The sequence below is a fragment of the Salinicola sp. NYA28a genome (assembly GCF_976982775.1).
Genome location: NZ_OZ334582.1, coordinates 1,265,219 through 1,282,539 on the forward strand (window position 1 = coordinate 1,265,219; position 17,321 = coordinate 1,282,539).

The following is a 17,321-nucleotide window of genomic DNA, read 5'->3' on the forward strand; positions in this document are numbered from 1 at the left end:
AGGCCTCCTTTATCCACTGCGCTACCGGTTCTTCCTGAACCGTGAATGTGCGATGACCAGTCAGGCCAGTGTCGATAAAACGGTCAAATCGGTGGGATTGGCTATTGGATCAATGCGATTTGGATGCTGTGGCGGCGCGTTGCCTGGCGCGACTGCAGCTATGCAGATAGGCCGTATTGAAACCGGCTAACGCCAATAGTGCCGGGTAATCGAGAAGCCGAATATTGCGTGAATCCTTATCCCGAGTTAATAGACCCTTGGCTTCGAGCTGGCTCAGACAACGACACACATGTACGTTGGTCATGCCCAATAGATCACCGATGACCTGCTGGGATAGGGGGATGGTCAGATCCCTCATCTCTGAGCGCGAAAAGTTGAGACGCGCATGCAGTTCGAGCACGAAATAGGCGAGCCGTGTCGTTGCGTCATGACTGATCAGATTGTTGAGTCGATCCGCCATGATGTTGCATTGGTGCATGGTGGCCGCGAGCATGGCATGCACCAGGCTGTGGTCTTTCTGCATCACCTGATCGAGTTGGGACTTGTGCATCGGGATGACCAGGCCGTCGGTCAACATGATGACCTCGTCGAAACGACCACCAGCGTGATAGTCACGCAGGCCGACGATGTCGCCAGGCAAGTAGAGATCGATGATCTGGCGTTTACCTTCCTCGGTGACGCGGCAGGAGCATGCCCAACCATCCTGAATCGCCAACAGATATCTGTTATTCAGGTTGTGATTCTTGATCACGCTTCCCTTTTTGAAGCGACGGGGTGCCTGCTGTAGCTCAGCCAGCGTTTCGCGGTTGCTGATCGACAGTGGTGCGTGGTGAGAGAAGATTTCGAAATAGAGTGAATAGTCATGCCATAGCTGGGAGTTCGCCGAGACTCGTCGGGAAAGCTTGGATGGTCGGCCAGTCACTTCGACTAGTGAAGACATAGTGATCTACCTCGGCAAATGTTCTGTCAGATGGTCCGGCAAATTGGCTTGAAAGCCTTTCTACGAGAATCGTTTTGGCCGCATTGGCCTGACATTGAAAGCGCTTTGCAAAAGGCTTTTATTACAAACTGCCTGGCACGGCTGTTCGATGTTGGCTTTGCATCCTGGCGGAATTGTTGACGAAAACCGATCATTCACCGCACGTAAAGGAGCAGGCTGACGGGGCGTTATCCGCGTTGTTTACCGCACCCGTCATGGAGCCTGTCCTTCGACTCTGGATCATCGAAAAGGTGCTTTTTTCAAGGCAGCGCCCTGAAGCGCTGCTTTTTTCGCTATCAACAAGGCTCAATGGCCCTGACTTTTACCGCCCTTGTGGCCAGCCTCGGAGGCCTTCTTCGGATCGTTCTTGAAGTTGCCGGAACTCTCCTGACCGCCCTTGTGACCAGCTTCGGCAGCTCTTTCAGGATCGTTCTTGAAATTACCGGAACTCTCCTGACCACCCTTGTGGCCAGCTTCGGCAGCTCTTTCGGGGTCATTCTTGAAATTACCGGAACTCTCTTGGCCACCCTTGTGGCCAGCTTCTGCAGCCTTCTCGGGATCGTTCTTGAAGTTGCCGGAACTTTCCTGGCCGCCTTTATGACCGGCTTCCGAAGCCTTTTCACGATCATTCTGAAAATTACCGGGATTACGGTTTGTCATTTCAGATTCTCCCTTTCCTTAGGTTCGGTATAAACGATGGCATCGCCATCGATATTCAAGATAGTGGAATCTCATACTGGGTCGAGCTAATCAGGTTTTTAAATGTTATTAAGTGTGATTAGGAAACATTGTTTTTATTTAGCCCTAATTGAGGTTAGTTTTAGTTAGGCGCAAGTCGTTGTTTACAAGACCCAATTGCTCGGGAAGTTCTGATTGTGATCCAGGTTAATTGTTGCGCTTGTGCGAAAAGAGGGGAGGTATTAAACCACTGGGGTAAAGGGGAGAAGAGGCAGAACTGGCTTATGTCGAGCCTGACAGACTGCAGGCGCTTTTCGCGGGGTTCGATTCACGGGGACCGGTTGATCCCTCAGCGCTCGTCGATAGGAGAGCGCAGTCCGTGTCGCAACCCATGGCTCCATCCGTGGATAGGGGGCGCAACCCATGAAAGGAGGCGAACGGATGCGCAAAGCCGAGAAGTATACCGTTATCTTCCCTGGGGAGACGGGAGTCGCGGATGAAGTCTAGGCCCTGGTGGCGAGATCCCATCGTCAATCGTCGTGCCTCGCTCCACGATGCCGCTGGCGAGCCGAAAATCGACTGGTGGGGCGGCGCGGTCATCTATCAACTGTCCTCCTGGAGCTTCCAGGACAGCAACGACGACGGCATTGGCGACCTGCAAGGCATTATTCAGCGTCTGGACTACATCGGCTCGCTGGGCGTGGATGCGATCTGGCTGACGCCGGTGTTCGTCTCGCCGATGGACGATTTCGGCTACGACGTGACCGGCGAACGCGAGATCGCGCCGCTGTTCGGCACCCGGGAGGATTTCACCCGGCTGGTCGATCTCGCCCACCGCCGGGGGATTCGCGTCATTCTGGACATGGTCTGGAACCATACGTCGGACCAGCACAGATGGTTCGTGGAAAGCCGCGCCAGCCGCGCCAATCCCAAGGCGGACTGGTACGTCTGGGCCGATCCTGCAGAAGACGGTGGCCCGCCCAACAACTGGCGCTCTTCGTTTTCCGGCGAGTCCGCCTGGCACTATGACGAAACGCGCCAGCAGTACTACTACGCCAATTTCCTCGCCAGCCAGCCGGATCTGAACTGGTTCAACGACGACATGCGGGATGCGGTACTCGACACGGCCCGCTACTGGCTGGAGGCTGGCATCGACGGGATGCGTCTGGATGCGGTCAATTTCTTCTGTCATCACCCGGAACTACGAGACAACCCGCCACGGGAAGAAGGATCCGGGGTGCCCGACGGCGTCTCGATGGACAATCCGCTGGCGGAGCAGCTGCTGGTCAACAGTTTCTGCCGGCCGGAAACACTGGAACGGCTCGCGCCGCTGCGCGAACTGGTCGATGAGTATCCCGGCGTGGTGCTGCTGGGGGAGGTGATCGAAGCCGAAGACTCCATCCAGCTCGCCGCCGAGTACACCGCGGACGATCGTCGTCTGCACCTGGCCTATCACGGCGCCTTGCTGTTCGAGGAGCGGATGCGGGCCGGCCGGCTGCGCGAGGTGGTGAGCCGGGCGCTGGATGCGTTCGGCGAGGAGGGCGTCTGCTGGATCGTCGGCAATCACGACTTCGGGCGGCTACGTTCCCAGTGGGGCGCTGCCGACGAGGATTACCCGCCCGCGTTCTATCGCATGATGGCGACGCTGCTGCTGGTGTTGCCGGGCTCGTTCTGCCTCTGGCAGGGGGACGAGCTCGGCCTGGAAGAGGCGAGGATTCCCGAGGACATTCCCCCCGAGAAGCTCAAGGATCCGTTCGGCCGAACCATGTACCCCACGCTCAAGGGGCGCGACGGCTCGCGCACGCCGATGCCCTGGGATGACGGTGACGCCAACGCGGGCTTCAGTCGCGCCGAGCCGTGGTTGCCGATACCGGTGGCGCATTATCAGCGGAGCGTCGCGAGACAGCAGTCCGATCCGGATTCGATGCTCAACCACTGGCGCTGTCTGCTGCGCTGGCGCACGTTGCAGCCCGCGCTCAAGGCTGGCAGGACCACCATACTGACGTACGACGACCCGCTATTCGGCCTGCTGCGAGAATCGCAGGAGCAGCGCCTGCTCTGCCTGTTCAACGTCTCCGATCGAGCGATCGACGTGGATCTCGAACCGTTCGGCAACCTGCGCCCGGTGGAAGGGGTGGGCCACGCGGCCGGCCTGGAGACCTCCTGCCGACTGGGCCCCTGGGGTGTGCTCCTGGCCGACCTGGCCGATTCCGCGCCAACCCGGAACGGTTGAAGAGCCGCTGATAGCGCTGCTGCAAGATCTGCTGGAAAGCGCTGCTGGAAAGCACTGCTGGAAAGAACTGCTGAAATAGTCGCTGGAAGAACCGTTGAGAGAACGCTCGAGAACCGCCGAGCACGGCGCGAACGACCGCGTCGTCGATCGAGCCTGCGGCCGACCGGCGACATCGTCGGTCTTCGACGCTGGCCGGTCTTCTACGCTAAGACGACCCGTGCATGAGGATGACCCACCGAGGAGCCCCCACGATGACCCGAGACTGGCGCAACGATGCCGCGATCTACCAGATCTATCCGCGCAGCTTCATGGATGCCAACGACGACGGTATCGGCGATCTCGACGGCATTCGCCAGCGGCTGCCGTATATCGCCGCGCTGGGCGTGGATGCCATCTGGATCAGCCCGTTCGTCCGCTCGCCGATGGAAGATTTTGGCTACGACGTCAGCGACTACTGTGCCATCGAGCCGATGTTCGGCGATATGGCGAGCTTCGAGGCGCTGGTGACGGAAGCCCACGACGCCGGGCTCAAGGTGCTGATGGATCAGGTCTGGAATCACACCTCCGATCAGCATCCCTGGTTCCAGGAGAGCCGCTCGAGTCGCGACAATCCCAAGGCTGACTGGTATGTCTGGGCGGAGCCGGCCGAGGACGGCGGCCCGCCCAACAACTGGCGGGCCACTTTCGGCGGCGAGGCCTGGGCCTTCGATGAGCAGCGCCGCCAGTACTACCTTCACAACTTTCTCGCCTCGCAGCCCGATCTCAACTGGTACAACCCCGACGTGCGCGCCGCTGTGCTGGAGACGGGGCGCTTCTGGCTGGAGCGCGGCGTCGACGGCTTTCGGCTCGACGTGGTCAACTTCTACGCTCACGATCGCACCCTGGCCGACAACCCGCCCCGTCCGTCGGATGCGCCAAGACCGGCCGGCGCGGGAGCTACCGACCCCTACTTCGATACCATCAACGCCGGCACGGTCAGCCGCCCCGAGACGCTGGAGATGCTGCCCGAGCTGCGCGCGCTGGCGGACGAGTATCCCGGTACGCTGCTGCTGGGGGAGATATCCTCCACCGAGGATTCGATCGCCGATGCGGCGGCGTACGTCGAGGAGGGACGGCTGCATCTCGCTTACAACGCCTCGCTGGTGACCGATAGACCGTTCACCGCCGAGACCCTGCATACGCTGCTGTCGCGCTGCCTGGCGCTGTTCCCTCACAACCGGCTGTGCTGGACGTTCGGCACCCATGACTTCCCCCGGCTCAAGGGGCGCTGGTCCGGGCACGGGCAGTTCGACGAGGGGCTCGAGCGGCGCCTCGATGGGCTGCTGGCCGCGCTGCTGGTCGGGCTGCCCGGCGCCTGCTGCATCTACCAGGGCGACGAGCTGGGGCTGACCCAGGCGCAACTGACCTTCGAGCAGCTGCGCGACCCTTACGGCATCGCCAACTACCCCAACATCCTGGGACGAGATGGCTGCCGCACGCCGATGCCCTGGACCGACGACCTTCCCAACGGCGGCTTTACCCGAGCGCGCAGCGCCTGGTTGCCGATGCCTGCCGAACATCTCGCGCTGGCCGTTCAACGTCAGGATGCCGATGACGCTTCGCTGCTCAACGAATACCGCCGCCTGTTGAAGTGGCGAAAGGCGACGCCGGCGCTGCGCGGTGGAGAGACGACGCTGTTCGATGTTCAGGACAACGTGCTGACGTTCGAACGCGGGGAAGGGGAGGCCAAGGTCCTCTGCGTCTACAACTTCTCGGCCGACACCGTGACGCTGCAGCTGTCGCCCTTCTCGGCGCGAACAACCGGCTACCATCTGGGCGAAACGTCTTCATCCGAGGCGCTGATCCAGGAAGGGCAGTTGCGTCTGCCGCCATTCGGCGTTGCTTTCCTGTTCTGAACGCAAAGCCGCTGTTCTGAGCGCAAAGCCGCGGTGGGCGCACGCCGGCCCGGCCTACAGGGCAGAACGTCGTGATCGGAGACGGCGGGTGTCGCTGGCGCGATTTTCCTCGAGTGAACGCAGCCGCGCGCCCAGGCCTTCGGGGGCTCTGGATTCGCGCCGGGCACTGGTCTTGACCCGCATGGTCTGCAACCAGTCGATGGTGAAGCCGTGCCGCTGCAACGTGCCGACGAGCTTGACGTCCTCGTGGGCGACCAGCGGCGCGCACCCGCCCACGGCGAGATAGGCGGCGACGCTGACGCCGAGGTTGGCGTCGTGATATGACGCCCGCCCGGAACGGTCCGCCGCTGGGCCAGGTAGCGGCGGCGAAGTTCGTGGGAGAGATTTGTCCAGTCGAGCAGGTGGACGCCGCCGCAGACGGCATCGGCTCATCCATGAGAAGAGTCGCTATTGGAGCATCGTTCGCTGCGTGTCGTTCGCTGAGCGACATTCACTGCGTGGGAACCGGCAGAACAACTCGGATCGGGGAGGCGGCCTGAACGATGCGCTTATTTATCTGGGTTAATCCGAGCGCCTGTTTCACGAACGAGTACCGGACTTTTGGGGCAGATGGGTCGAATTTTAGCGGGCCCGGCTTTCGTATCGGGAGGATCATCAGCAACGGCGGCTACCTCCGGGCGTGGGAATCATCTTCGACAGGGACTGTGTCATGAAAAAACCGATCAGCTTTTTCGTTCACCACCAGGGCCGGGGCCATGCGCGGCGGACCATGGCGATCATTCGCGAGTTTTCCCCGGACCGGCCGGTCAGCGTCATGACCGCCGACCCGTCGCTGTTCGATGGTTTCGAGCGAGAGATCGACATGGTCGAGCTGCCCGACATGATCGGCGCCGATGTCCCGACGCAGGCTCTGTTCGAGCAGCCGACGCCCTCGGTCATGCATTGCGTGCCGATGGGGGTGGTCGAGATGCGGCAGACCATGCGCCGGATCATCGATCATCTCGATGACATCGATGCCGGGCTGTTCGTCATCGATGTCTCGGCGGAACTGGCGCTGCTGTCCCGTATCGCCAGCATTCCGGCGGTCAAGATTCGCATGCATGGCGACCGCAACGATCCTGGGCATCAGGGGGCCTACGAAGCCTGTGTCGGCATGCTGGCCCCTTATGATGAACGTCTCGAGCAGGCCGACTATCCCGATGCGCTGCGCAGAAAGACCTTCTACAGTGGCGGGCTCTGTACCACGGCGCCCCAGGTGCCGAGCCGGGAGGAGGCGCGCCAGCGGCTGGGGCTGGACCCGGAACGGGAGATCGTGGTGGCGCTGACCGGCGGTGGCGGTTCGGGTACGCCCTATGCCCCGTTGACGGTGGCGGCGCGGGCGGCACCCGAGACGCTGTTTCTGACCATCGGGCCGCTACGCCTGGAAGGCCACGAGACCGATTTCGCCAACCTGATCAACCGTGGCTGGGTCGACAACGTGGTGGACTACCTGGCTGCCAGCGACATCGTGCTGGCCTCCGCGGGGGACAACACGGTGCATGAGATCGCGATGCTGGAACGGCCGTATATCGTCGCGCCGGAATGGCGCTACTTCGGCGAGCAGACCCGCAAGGCCGAGCGGCTGGCCGAGCTGGGCGCGGCGGTCGACATGCCGGTATGGCCTGCCGACTTCGCCGGCTGGCAGGCGATTCTCGAGCAGGCGCGAGCTCTGGATATCAGCCGGCTCAGCGAGCTCTACGCGGCCGATGCCGCCCGTCGCGCTGCACAGTGGCTCGAGCGCTGCGTCGACCGGCTGTGGGAGGGAACCACGACGGGGCAGCCGGCTAACGAAGCCAATGAAAGTTTTCCCGATCGCGTCACTTCCCTGGATGATAGGCGCTCGGTTGCCAGCGAGAGGTATCAGCCGTAGCGCGCGCTGGCCGGCAGACGCGCGGCGGCGATTTCCTGTTCGCCAGGGCGGCGCAGCACCTCGATGCGATCGGCGGAGGGGGACCAGTCGATCGCGCCGGCTTCGCTAAACTGCTCCAGCCAGTAATCCATGCACCAGTGTTGCCAGCGCCGATGGAAGCGCCGCGCGTTGGCAATGATGGCGTCGAAGTGGGGCCAGGGCGGGGCATACAGCGGATGATGCTGGTGCCACGCCAACGCGCCTCCGACCCAGTGGAAGGACACCTCGGCCGCCGCCAGCCGCCAGGCGTAGTCGGTCTCCTCGCCGCCGTAGCCGACGTATTCCTCGTCCATGCCGCCGGCTCGCAGATGATCCTCGCGCATCAGCGCAAACGAGAGTCCCCACAGGTTGCCGGGGTCCGGCTCGGGACGAATCTCGTCGGCCTCGATGGCCGGTCGCGCCGGGTGCCGCTCGCCCAGTCTCGCCAGACGCTCCCGGTCCAGCGTGCCATCGGCCCGACGGCGTACGGCATCGGCCGGCAGGTAGTGCACTTCCCCCAGGTAAAGCGCCGAGCGTTGGCGCAGGGCGTGATGATAGCGCTCGATCAATGTCGGGGAGGCGATGCAGTCGACATCGAGAAACACCAGCGCCTCGAAGCGAGCCGCGGCCACTGCCGCATTGCGCGCCCGCGCCAGGGGCAGCGCATCGCCCTCCACCATGACGTGCCTGACGGGAAACTGCGTGGCGGGCAGGTTCGTCTCGGGTTCGGGCTGCATCCAGGCGATGACCAGCTCGTCCGGGCGATGATGCTGGGCGTCGAGGCTCAGCATCAGGTTGACGAGATGTTCGCGGCGGTGCCGAACCAGCGTCAGTGCGCTCAGCTTCATGAGGCGAGATCTCCCGGCGCGTGACGCCGCTGAAAATGCCTGACCCCTTCGATGATGCCGAGGGCGTGCGTGGCGCCGGCGGCATAGGCGTGCTTCATGCCCGGCGCGTCGAGCAGGCCGTCGCTGTGGTTGGCGACCACGATCGAACACGGGGACGAGCGCAGCATGTCGAGATCGTTACCGGAGTCGCCGGCGACATAGAGCGACTGGCGGTCGATCTTCAGGCGCTGGCGTACGTGTTCGACCGCTAGCCCCTTGGACGCATCGACCGGTAGGATATCGACGTAGCGCCCATGGCTGTGAATGACCGTCGATGCCAGGCCTTGGGCCTGCAGATGCGCCTGGATATCGGCGACGAGGCCGGGATCGCCGTCGCTGAAATAGCTCAACTTGTGCCGACGCTGCTCCAGCGCGCCCTGCGGCGTCAGTCCCGGGAAATCGAGCAGTGCCTGTTGAATCGCCTCCTGCTGCCAGCAGCGATCGATCTGCTCCGACCATTCATGGTCCTGGTAATAGGTCACGCCGTTGGCATCCAGGTAGTGAATCTCGGAGCCAACCGACGAGATGATCAACTGCGGATAGTGGATGCCGGCCTGCTCCAGAATCGACAGGGCGCTATGGAAGCTGCGCCCGGTGGCGACTCCGAACCCCAGCCGGAATTGCGTCCGATACCAGGCGTTGAAGGCGCGAATGCCGGCCGAGGAGCCAGTCAGCGTGTTGTCGATGTCGCAGACCAGCAGCGCCCTCGGCGCCGGCACCTTTGCCAGTGGCTTCGACGGCGAGTGCGACCGGCAGAGCCGCGTGAGCAGGTCATGGTAGCGCTGCGTGTGGCGCTGCCAATCGAACGCCTTGATCGCTTCCCGGCCGTTGCGGGCCATGCGAAGCCAGCGTGGACGGTCCTCGACCAGGGCAAGCGTCTGTTCGGCAATCTGCTCGGTATGGCGTGGGTTGACCAGAATGCCGTTGCCGCACTGCTCGATGATGTCGTTGGGGCCGCCGCTGTCCGTGGCGATCAGCGGAAGGCCCGCCGCGGAAGCTTCCAGCAGGGTCAGGCCGAACGGCTCGTTGAGTGCCGGATTGACGAACACACCGCCGCGTTCGCGGGCCCAGGCGTAGAAGGCCGGCACGTCCTCGGGGGCGTGATGCCGCGGATACGCGACCTGCCCGTAGAGATCGTAGTCGTCGATCAGCTCCAGCAGTTCTCGCAGGTTGTCGGCGAGTTCGGGTTCCAGCGCATCGATGCGATCACGGACACCGGCGACGATCACCAGGTTGGCCTTTTCGCGCAGTGCCTCGTTCTCTCCGAAGGCTCGTAGCAGGGCCGCCAGGTTCTTGCGCGTGACCGGCCGCGCGATGGCCAGGATGGCCGGCTTGTCGGGATCGTGCAGGAACTGGCCCAGCATCGTCTCTACCGCGGGAGTGGACGTGGCTCCGGTGAAATCGGCCAGGTGACTGCCGGGCGCGATCACCCGAATGCGGCCGGCGTCGTAGTGCAGGTAGTCGGCGTACTGCACCTCGGCTTCGTCGCGGGAGCTGGCGATGATCAGCGAGGCCTTGCTGATGGCGCGCTCTTCGAACGCGATGCGCCGCTGCAGCACGCGCTGTGTCTCGATGTCGATCCCCTTGCCGTCATCGGCCAGGCATTTAAGCTTGCCGCGTCCCAGGGAGTGGGCGGTGAACACGAACGGAAGGCGATGACGGGCGCCAATTGCCGCGGCGACTTCACCCGCGTCGGCGTAGTGGGCGTGCAGGGCGTCCGGCGGGGCCGGCAGCGTTGCCAGCCAGCGTTCGAAGGCCTCGATGAACGAGGGCAGCTCCTGCCACAGCTGCTCCTTGGGGAGATAGCCGGAGTGCTCGGTCGGCAGCCGAACCAGCGTCACCTTGGGGCCGACGGTTTCGCTCGAGCAGCGGTAGTCCAGCTCGCTGAAGTCGCAGTCGAAAGCGCGAGTGACCAGGGTGATGCGCTCGATCGCCGGATCCTGCGCCGAGGCCTCGACCAGTTCCAGCAGATAGCGAATATGGCCGCCGGTGTCGGCCGTGATGCCATACTCGACATCGCTGCCACGCAGGCAGCCCTGCAGTGCCACATGTACGATATGCATGATGAAATCCTTTTCACCTGAACAGGGAATGTTCTTGCCATGGCCTTCGAAGCGCGATTACGCATCGCTCAGGTCGCCCCGGTCATTTTTCCGGTGCCGCCGGTGGATAACGGCGGCACCGAACGCATCGTCCACGATCTGACCGAGGCGTTGGTGGCGATGAACCATGATGTGACCCTCCTGGCCCCATCGGACAGTCATACCAGCGCGCGTCATCTTAAGACGTCACCGAGCCTGAGCGAGTGGCAACGGCGCCGGAGCAACGTGCCGCCGGGCGTCCCCGGCGTTCTGGAATCGCTGGTGCTCGAACAGCTGCGCCAGCATCTGGACGAGTTCGACGTCATCCACTGTCACGGCGAGTTCTGTCACGCCGCGGTGCTGGGTGATCGGCGTCGCCACAGCTTGACCACCATCCATTGGCGGGTGGACGAACTGGATCGCCAGCTTTTCTTCGCGGGCTTCCCCGATTTGCCCGTAGCGGCGATCTCCCGCGCGCAGGGCGCCGCGATTCCGGAGTCGAACCGTCAAGGAACGGTCTACCACGGTCTCGATCCGGCGCGCTTTAACGTAGGTAAGGGGGAAGGAGGTTATCTGGCTTTCATCGGCCGGATGACCGATCAGAAGCGTCCGGATCGCGCTATCGACGTGGCGCGGGCCAGCGGCCATGCACTGCGTCTGGCGGGCGATATCGATGTCGGCAATCCGCTGTGGTTCGACCGGCATGTGCTGCCGCAGCTCGACGAGGACATTCGGCACATCGGCCCGGTCAACGATCGCCAGAAGCAACGGTTGCTCGGCGATGCCAGGGCGCTGCTGTTTCCGATCGATTGGCCGGAGCCTTTCGGCCTGGTCATGATCGAGGCGATGGTCTGCGGGACGCCGGTGATCGCCTGGCGCAACGGCGCCGTCGAGGAGATCGTCGAGGAGGGTGTCAGCGGTTTCGTCGTCGACTCTCACGACCAGGCAGTGGAGGCGGTGAAGCGGCTACCCGAGCTGGACCGCCGCCGCGTTCGCGAGGCATTCATGGCACGGTTTACCGCCAGACGGATGGCGCAGGATTACGTGCAGCTCTACCGTCGTCTGCTGGCGGGAGATGACGTCAGGGAAGCTGGCTGAAGCCGAACGATGTTCGGCCGGGCGCGCTGATGAGCGGGCCACCGGCGATCCCGGCGGGCTGCCCGACGGGTTGCGATCGCGGTGACCCGTTGTCGCACCGGTGGGCATGGCTTGTTTCGACGTCCACTTGCTATGATGCCGCTCTCGACGGGAAGGCTGAGGAGAGTAGACAAGCATGCTGAGCGTATTGATGTACCTGCTGATTTTCCTGGGCGTCGCGATCTCCGTCTATCAGGTCTACGACATCTATTACGCCCAGAACTTCGAGGATGACGAGCGCCGTACGCTTGACGACAGCCCGCTTGGCCAGCTGTCGCGACAGGCAGAGCAGTATGCGGCAACGGGCGAGTCCAAGGGGTTGCTGGATCTCGTCGGCCGGCTGTTCGGCGCGCGTTTCGACAAACGCCTTGCGCTTTCTGCGGCTTCCCGCCCCGATGCATCGCAGTACCTGGCGGCGTTGCTGCGCCGCCAGCGTCGGATCGTCTCCAATGGCCAGGTTCGCGTGCGTCATCCGCTCTCCTGGCAGACCAACCCGCCCGTCAGCGACAGTCGTCCGGTGCTGTTGTCGCTGGTGCTGATCAATTGCCTGGTGGTGATGTTCTTCGGCGGGCTCAGCCTCTACACGATTGCCTATCAGGTTCCGGTGGCGTCGCTGGCCTGGATGAACAGCGAATGGATTCTGATGTTGCTCATCTACGCCGTGATCGCCATGACGCATGGTATTTCCCGGCTCGACGCCTACCTGCACGATCTCTATCTGATCGGCACCTTGAATCGCACGGCGGGGTGACGGTCTTTTCGAGGCTCGACGGGCCTTGCCTTGGCGAGTCGGCTTTCCTTACATGGTCTGGCAGCCTGGCCACAAGTGGCGCTTTCAAGGCGGCCAGATCATGGAGTTGTTATTGGTTAATGTATCGGTTGGTCCCTCGTTTCAAAATATAATTTTCGCACTGTCCATTCTTGGATAGTCATTTCTGGATGGTATCGGATCGGCGTTGAATGTTCTGAAAAGCCTCGTCGTAGACGCCTAGAACATTCCCGTTGCCGTATTTACCCTGCCTATCTAACCGGTGTTATGTACCTCCTTTCGCTAACATGCTGTCATGCCTGAAAAATTTAAGAAGGCACGAGCGAATGGGTCAGCAGGATGGCTGTATTGCCCACCATTTCAGTCGCTACGCAACACTTTCTGAAAATGACCGTCGTCAGCTCGACGCACTGGAAGGTACTGCGATTGATGCCACCAAGGGACAGGTGATTTGGCACGAGGGCGACCTTGTGCGTGATTTCTGCGCATTGCGACGAGGGTGGGCTTATTCGTTTCGCTACATGGAGGATGGCACGCGGCACATCCTCGACATATTTCTACCCGGCGATATCATCGGTTTACATGAATTCTCGTTCAAGTATCGGCTCTCCAGCGTTGCCATGCTGGAAGACGGCGAGATTCGAACCATCGCCAACCGCCAATTGCTGGACCTGTTTCGTGAATCATCGAGTCTCATGTCGGTCTGCTTTGCGGTCTGTTCCTATCGGCAGGCCGTGCTGAGCGAGCGGCTGGTGCATCTCTCGCGTCGCAGCGCTCGCCAGCGTGTGGCCTATTTGCTGCTCAAGATATTCTGCCGCCTGCAATATAACGATGACCATCCGGGCGAGTGCTTTCGCTTGCCGTTGTCCCAACAGCAGCTTGCCGATGCGCTCGGTCTGTCGCCGGTCCATGTCAGCCGGACGTTGACGGCATTCCGCCAAGAAGGAGTGATCAAGCTCGCCCGAGGCTGGGTGACCGTGCTCGACAAGCCGGCGTTGGCCAGCGAGGGCCACGTGGTGGGGTGCCTGCACGATCGCGTCGCTCACATTGCCTGACCGGTTCTTTTATCTGCAGGCTGCGGCTTCGGGGCGACGTGCGGGATAAGGGGTGAAATAGGGGGGGAAGTGGAAAAACGATGCATGAGCGTTTGGCAATGAAGGCCAAAAGTCGAACGCCAGACGCCAAAAACTCGCTCCCGTAATTGACGAGAGCGAGCCGAGATGAAACTTGGCGTGGAGTCTTGCTAGACCGCTGCGCGGCGCATGGCGCGGCTCAGTGCGCTGGTCATTTCGATCGCCATGGTCAGATCCGCCAGTTCCCGCGGGGAGAACGCATTCAGCGCCAGTTTGCGCGTGGCCGGATTGGCGGGGCGAAAGTGGGTGAAGGACTCACACCAGGCCAATGCGGCTTTTTCGCGCTCATTGAACTCGTCGGACTCTGCCCAAGCGGCCAGCGCCTGCAGCTTGCTGGAGGAGATACCCAGCGCTTCGGCCTGCTCGCGACGGAAATGCGTGCAGCTCAGGCAACCGTTGATCTGCGAAGCGCGCAACTCGGCCAGGCAGCGAATGGACGGATCCAGTGAGCAGGCGTGCAGTGATCTCGCTGATTTATCGATGTTTTTAACGTCGATCGTTTGCCACTTGTTAGCGTTCATCTCGGTCTCCTGAATTCAGGTGTCATGCGATTAAACGACTATCGTTCTCAAGTTTCCACAGCCTTGATTGGAATGTTTAATTGCAGTTAAAGATTGAAACTATGGTTTAGACGTAACCGGAAAACAGAACGCCCCGCTTGGCGGGGCGTCGGAAAGGCTAGCGACGGCCAATCAACAGGCCGATCACGGCGCCGGCCAGCGTGGCTGCCCCGATACTGGACCACGGATGTTCACGCACGTAACGGTCGCACTCATTGACCGACTGATTGGCGGAACGCTTGACCCGGCGATTGCGCTGGCGGGCCTGGTCCGCCATGCGAGCATATTGCGCTTCGCTCTGCAGTCGTGCCTCTTCGATCGCGTCTTGTGTGTCGTCTCGCAGGTCACGTCCCAGTGCCTGGGCCTGATCGCCGATATCGTCCAGATCGGCACGAATGCGATCGGTACGGGCTTCACGGTCTTCACGCTTGAATAGGCTCATGTTTCACCTCCCTGATGGATTATGGGCCTGAGTGCGTATGACAGCGTAGACGCTGTAAAGTGCCCGTGCCGCTGGAAATCCTGCGATCGCTCGTTGGTCGGTGCCTCGCGGAGTCGGCCGGGCGGCAAGCGTCAGGTATAGTCGATGCGCGGATTTCAATGGCGGAAACAGGAAGTCGACGTGTCGTTGCAACTCTGGTTGTCTCTCTTGGCGGTTTGCGCTCTGGGTGCCATGTCGCCGGGTCCCAGCCTGGCCATGGTCATGCAGAACACGGTCGGTGGCGGCCGCTGGTGTGGCGTGATCGCCGGTGTCACCCATGCGTTGGGGGTCGGTCTCTACGCGGGGTTGACCGTGCTGGGGCTGGCGGCGGTCATCGTTCACCAGCCCTGGCTGTATCGGCTGGTGACCTGGGGCGGCGCGCTCTATCTGGCCTGGATGGGCATTCAGGCTCTCCGGGCCAGCGGTAACGGCGGCTTCAACGTTGCCGAGCGGGCGAGCGACTGGCGCCGCGCCATGCGCGATGGCCTGCTGGTGGCGCTGGGCAATCCCAAGCTGATCGTGTTCTTCGTCGCACTGTTGAGTCAGTTCGTCAGCGCCGATCTGAGTATGGCCGGGCGCTGGCTGATCGTGGCCACCGCCACGCTGGTGGACGGCGGCTGGTACGTGCTGGTGGCGCTGTTGCTATCCCACTCCCGTGTGCTGCCGTGGCTGCAGCGACACGCGGCGTGGATACACCGCCTGACGGGCATCGTCCTGCTGGGGTTGGCGGCTCGTGTGGCGCTGGGCTGAGTCTGCGTCCGGGCGGCTCACTTCATTCAACGCTTTCCTTGTCATTCAGACACTTTCCTTCAGACGCTCGAGGATTGCCGGCACGGGAGCGTTGGCCGGCAGTACACCGAAAATCGGCGACGCGCTGGCAAGCCTCGTGATGCAGAAGGTGTCGGCGATGGCATGAGGGGCATGACGAATCAGCAGGGCGGCCTGCAGCGTCTGCGCCATGCACTGGACCAGCCAGCGCGCCTCGGCCTGCAGCCGTTCGGCGCTGGCCGTCAGTCGGTCGCCGACCGAGTCGACGGCGGCATCGAAGGCGGGATGGTGGCCCCGGGCCAGGTTGAGTTCCTGTCGCAACGCTTCGATGCTGGCCGGGTGCCGTTCCAGGATCCTCAGCACGTCCAGGCAGATGACGTTGCCGGAGCCCTCCCAGATCGAGTTGACCGGGGCTTCGCGATAGAGCCGGGCCAGCGGCGTTTCCTCGACGTAACCGATGCCGCCCAGGCATTCCATCGCCTCGGCCATGAACGCGGGGCAGCGCTTGTTGTGCCAGAACTTGGCCAGCGCGGGGAGCAGGCGGGCCAGGGCGGCTTCGTGCTCGTCGTCCGCGGTGCGGTCCATGGCACGGGCGCCTCGCATCGCCAGCAGCAGGCTGGCCTCGGTCTCGATCTCCAGATCGGCGACGACACGCTGCATCAGAGGCTGGTCGGACAGCCGACGATCGAAGACCAGGCGCTCCTGAACGTGGTGCCAGACTTCCCGCATTGCCTGGCGCATCATGCCAGCCGGCGCGGTGGCCGCATCGAGCCGCGTCTGTTGCACCATCTCCAGGATGGCCGGCACGCCACGACCGGGTTCGCCGACCAGCTGCGCCCAGGCGCCGGCGTATTCGATCTCCGCCGAGGCGTTGGCGCGATTGCCGCATTTGTCCTTGAGCCGCTGGATCTCGATGGCGTTGCGCTGACCCTCCGGCGTGAACCGCGGCGCCAGGAAGCAGGAGAGCCCGTCGTCGGTCTGGGCCAGCGTCAGGAAGGCATCCGACATCGGTGCGCTGCAGAACCACTTGTGCCCCTCGAGCCGATACCACTCGCCGGAACCGGGCGATGACACCGGCCGCGCCTGCGTGCTGTTGCGGCGGACGTCGCTGCCGCCCTGCTTTTCGGTCATGGCCATGCCGAAGGTGTTGGTCGTCTTGTGCCAGGCGGGGATGGCCGCAGGTTCGTACTCTCGGCCCAGCAGCCGGGCTCGCCAAGCCTCGCCACCGTGCAGATGGCGCAGCACGGGCATGGCGGCGTGGGTCATGGTGATCGGACAGCAGAAGCCGGGTTCGGCCTGGGTCAACAGATAGAGGGCGGCGGCGTGCGCCTGGTGCCCGCCGTCATGCTCGCGTTCCCAGGCGACGGCGTGCCAGCCCTCGCCAATCGCGAGCGCCATCAGCGAGTGGTAGCTGAGGTGATAGTCGACCTCGTCCAGGCGCCGGCCGTGACGGTCGAAGGCGTGCAACTGGGGCGGGAACCGGTTGGCCTGCTCGCCCCAGCGTTCGACTTCTGCAGAGCCCAGGCGCTGCCCCAGCGGTGCCAGACGCTCGCTCACCCAGTCCGGGGCGAAGTGCGACACTGTCTCGCGCAACGGGCGGTCGTCTCGCCACAGGTCGCGTTCTGGCTCGGGGGCAGGCTGATTCTCGACCCGATGTGTGGTCAGTTCGATGCGGGGCGCATGGTCGGCCATGTGAATTCTCCGAGTGGGCTGACTCGAGCATAAACCGGACATTCGCCGCCGTGTGCTCCCTTCGACCAATGCGGCATGCCGACGGTGCCACATACCGCCAG

The 17,321-nt window shown here is 62.8% G+C and carries 15 protein-coding genes; 7 read left to right on the forward strand and 8 right to left on the reverse strand.

The features are described from left to right. Positions 1 to 109: 109 nt before the first annotated feature. Positions 110 to 940, reverse strand: a complete 831-nt coding sequence (locus tag ACWHY3_RS05745; RefSeq protein ID WP_087720031.1) for a Crp/Fnr family transcriptional regulator — start codon at positions 938 to 940, stop codon at positions 110 to 112. A gap of 345 nt (positions 941 to 1,285) precedes the next feature. Further along, positions 1,286 to 1,639, reverse strand: a complete 354-nt coding sequence (locus ACWHY3_RS05750; protein ID WP_087720032.1) for a con-10 family general stress protein — start codon at positions 1,637 to 1,639, stop codon at positions 1,286 to 1,288. 514 nt (positions 1,640 to 2,153) lie between these two features. Between ACWHY3_RS05750 and ACWHY3_RS05755 the strand changes: the two genes are divergently transcribed. Both ACWHY3_RS05755 and ACWHY3_RS05760 read left to right on the forward strand, forming a co-directional pair. Beyond that, positions 2,154 to 3,890, forward strand: a complete 1,737-nt coding sequence (locus ACWHY3_RS05755; RefSeq protein ID WP_448127809.1) for an alpha-amylase family glycosyl hydrolase — start codon at positions 2,154 to 2,156, stop codon at positions 3,888 to 3,890. A 251-nt stretch (positions 3,891 to 4,141) separates the two neighbouring features. Continuing rightward, entirely contained in the window at positions 4,142 to 5,785 is a 1,644-nt protein-coding gene (locus tag ACWHY3_RS05760; RefSeq protein ID WP_448127810.1) for an alpha-glucosidase, read from the forward strand. A gap of 54 nt (positions 5,786 to 5,839) precedes the next feature. On the opposite strand, the gene ACWHY3_RS05765 is transcribed toward ACWHY3_RS05760, so the two are convergent. Next, a complete protein-coding gene (locus ACWHY3_RS05765; RefSeq protein WP_448127811.1) occupies positions 5,840 to 6,217 on the reverse strand; it encodes a hypothetical protein in 378 nt (125 codons plus the stop codon). Between the two features lie 277 nt (positions 6,218 to 6,494). On the opposite strand from ACWHY3_RS05765, the gene ACWHY3_RS05770 reads away from it, so the two are divergent. Further along, positions 6,495 to 7,694: a glycosyltransferase gene (locus tag ACWHY3_RS05770; RefSeq protein WP_448127812.1), complete on the forward strand. Its 1,200-nt coding sequence runs from the start codon at positions 6,495 to 6,497 to the stop codon at positions 7,692 to 7,694. Here ACWHY3_RS05770 and ACWHY3_RS05775 read toward each other — a convergent pair. Both ACWHY3_RS05775 and ACWHY3_RS05780 read right to left on the reverse strand, forming a co-directional pair. Next, positions 7,685 to 8,560 carry a glycosyltransferase family 2 protein gene (locus tag ACWHY3_RS05775; protein ID WP_448127813.1) on the reverse strand — a complete coding sequence of 292 codons (876 nt, stop codon included), beginning with the start codon at positions 8,558 to 8,560 and terminating at the stop codon, positions 7,685 to 7,687. The two genes, ACWHY3_RS05770 and ACWHY3_RS05775, sit on opposite strands and share 10 nt — an antisense overlap. Beyond that, positions 8,557 to 10,662: an HAD-IIB family hydrolase gene (locus tag ACWHY3_RS05780; RefSeq protein ID WP_087720039.1), complete on the reverse strand. Its 2,106-nt coding sequence runs from the start codon at positions 10,660 to 10,662 to the stop codon at positions 8,557 to 8,559. The genes ACWHY3_RS05775 and ACWHY3_RS05780 overlap by 4 nt, the downstream gene beginning before the upstream one ends. Positions 10,663 to 10,701: 39 nt before the next feature. Between ACWHY3_RS05780 and ACWHY3_RS05785 the strand changes: the two genes are divergently transcribed. The 3 genes from ACWHY3_RS05785 to ACWHY3_RS05795 all read left to right on the forward strand — a co-directional run bounded on the left by ACWHY3_RS05785 (position 10,702) and on the right by ACWHY3_RS05795 (position 13,641). After that, complete coding sequence (locus ACWHY3_RS05785; RefSeq protein WP_332780080.1) at positions 10,702 to 11,778, forward strand: glycosyltransferase family 4 protein; 1,077 nt, start codon at positions 10,702 to 10,704, stop codon at positions 11,776 to 11,778. Between the two features lie 175 nt (positions 11,779 to 11,953). After that, entirely contained in the window at positions 11,954 to 12,568 is a 615-nt protein-coding gene (locus tag ACWHY3_RS05790; RefSeq protein ID WP_332780081.1) for a hypothetical protein, read from the forward strand. Between the two features lie 305 nt (positions 12,569 to 12,873). Next, the gene (locus ACWHY3_RS05795; RefSeq protein ID WP_448127814.1) at positions 12,874 to 13,641 is read left to right on the forward strand and encodes a Crp/Fnr family transcriptional regulator; all 768 of its coding nucleotides are present in this window, start codon (positions 12,874 to 12,876) and stop codon (positions 13,639 to 13,641) included. 188 nt (positions 13,642 to 13,829) lie between these two features. Here ACWHY3_RS05795 and ACWHY3_RS05800 read toward each other — a convergent pair whose 3' ends face one another. Next, the gene (locus ACWHY3_RS05800; RefSeq protein WP_448127815.1) at positions 13,830 to 14,240 is read right to left on the reverse strand and encodes a carboxymuconolactone decarboxylase family protein; all 411 of its coding nucleotides are present in this window, start codon (positions 14,238 to 14,240) and stop codon (positions 13,830 to 13,832) included. A gap of 157 nt (positions 14,241 to 14,397) precedes the next feature. Further along, complete coding sequence (locus tag ACWHY3_RS05805; RefSeq protein WP_071230257.1) at positions 14,398 to 14,721, reverse strand: DUF883 family protein; 324 nt, start codon at positions 14,719 to 14,721, stop codon at positions 14,398 to 14,400. Positions 14,722 to 14,901: 180 nt separating this feature from the next. On the opposite strand from ACWHY3_RS05805, the gene ACWHY3_RS05810 reads away from it, so the two are divergent. Then, the gene (locus tag ACWHY3_RS05810) at positions 14,902 to 15,510 is read left to right on the forward strand and encodes a LysE family translocator (protein ID WP_071230258.1); all 609 of its coding nucleotides are present in this window, start codon (positions 14,902 to 14,904) and stop codon (positions 15,508 to 15,510) included. A gap of 45 nt (positions 15,511 to 15,555) precedes the next feature. Here the strand turns inward: ACWHY3_RS05810 and ACWHY3_RS05815 are convergent, their stop codons facing one another. Further along, complete coding sequence (locus tag ACWHY3_RS05815) at positions 15,556 to 17,220, reverse strand: acyl-CoA dehydrogenase family protein (RefSeq protein ID WP_448127816.1); 1,665 nt, start codon at positions 17,218 to 17,220, stop codon at positions 15,556 to 15,558. Positions 17,221 to 17,321: the final 101 nt, after the last annotated feature.

Coding starts and splice junctions, on each gene's coding strand:
- ACWHY3_RS05785 (WP_332780080.1), top strand. CDS start 10,702: ATGGCCTTCGAAGCGCGATTACGCATCGCTCAGGTCGCCCCGGTCATT.
- ACWHY3_RS05750 (WP_087720032.1), bottom strand. CDS start 1,639: ATGACAAACCGTAATCCCGGTAATTTTCAGAATGATCGTGAAAAGGCT.
- ACWHY3_RS05745 (WP_087720031.1), bottom strand. CDS start 940: ATGTCTTCACTAGTCGAAGTGACTGGCCGACCATCCAAGCTTTCCCGA.
- ACWHY3_RS05815 (WP_448127816.1), bottom strand. CDS start 17,220: ATGGCCGACCATGCGCCCCGCATCGAACTGACCACACATCGGGTCGAG.
- ACWHY3_RS05760 (WP_448127810.1), top strand. CDS start 4,142: ATGACCCGAGACTGGCGCAACGATGCCGCGATCTACCAGATCTATCCG.
- ACWHY3_RS05780 (WP_087720039.1), bottom strand. CDS start 10,662: ATGCATATCGTACATGTGGCACTGCAGGGCTGCCTGCGTGGCAGCGAT.
- ACWHY3_RS05755 (WP_448127809.1), top strand. CDS start 2,154: ATGAAGTCTAGGCCCTGGTGGCGAGATCCCATCGTCAATCGTCGTGCC.
- ACWHY3_RS05805 (WP_071230257.1), bottom strand. CDS start 14,721: ATGAGCCTATTCAAGCGTGAAGACCGTGAAGCCCGTACCGATCGCATT.
- ACWHY3_RS05765 (WP_448127811.1), bottom strand. CDS start 6,217: ATGAGCCGATGCCGTCTGCGGCGGCGTCCACCTGCTCGACTGGACAAA.
- ACWHY3_RS05790 (WP_332780081.1), top strand. CDS start 11,954: ATGCTGAGCGTATTGATGTACCTGCTGATTTTCCTGGGCGTCGCGATC.
- ACWHY3_RS05795 (WP_448127814.1), top strand. CDS start 12,874: ATGCTGTCATGCCTGAAAAATTTAAGAAGGCACGAGCGAATGGGTCAG.
- ACWHY3_RS05775 (WP_448127813.1), bottom strand. CDS start 8,560: ATGAAGCTGAGCGCACTGACGCTGGTTCGGCACCGCCGCGAACATCTC.
- ACWHY3_RS05770 (WP_448127812.1), top strand. CDS start 6,495: ATGAAAAAACCGATCAGCTTTTTCGTTCACCACCAGGGCCGGGGCCAT.
- ACWHY3_RS05800 (WP_448127815.1), bottom strand. CDS start 14,240: ATGAACGCTAACAAGTGGCAAACGATCGACGTTAAAAACATCGATAAA.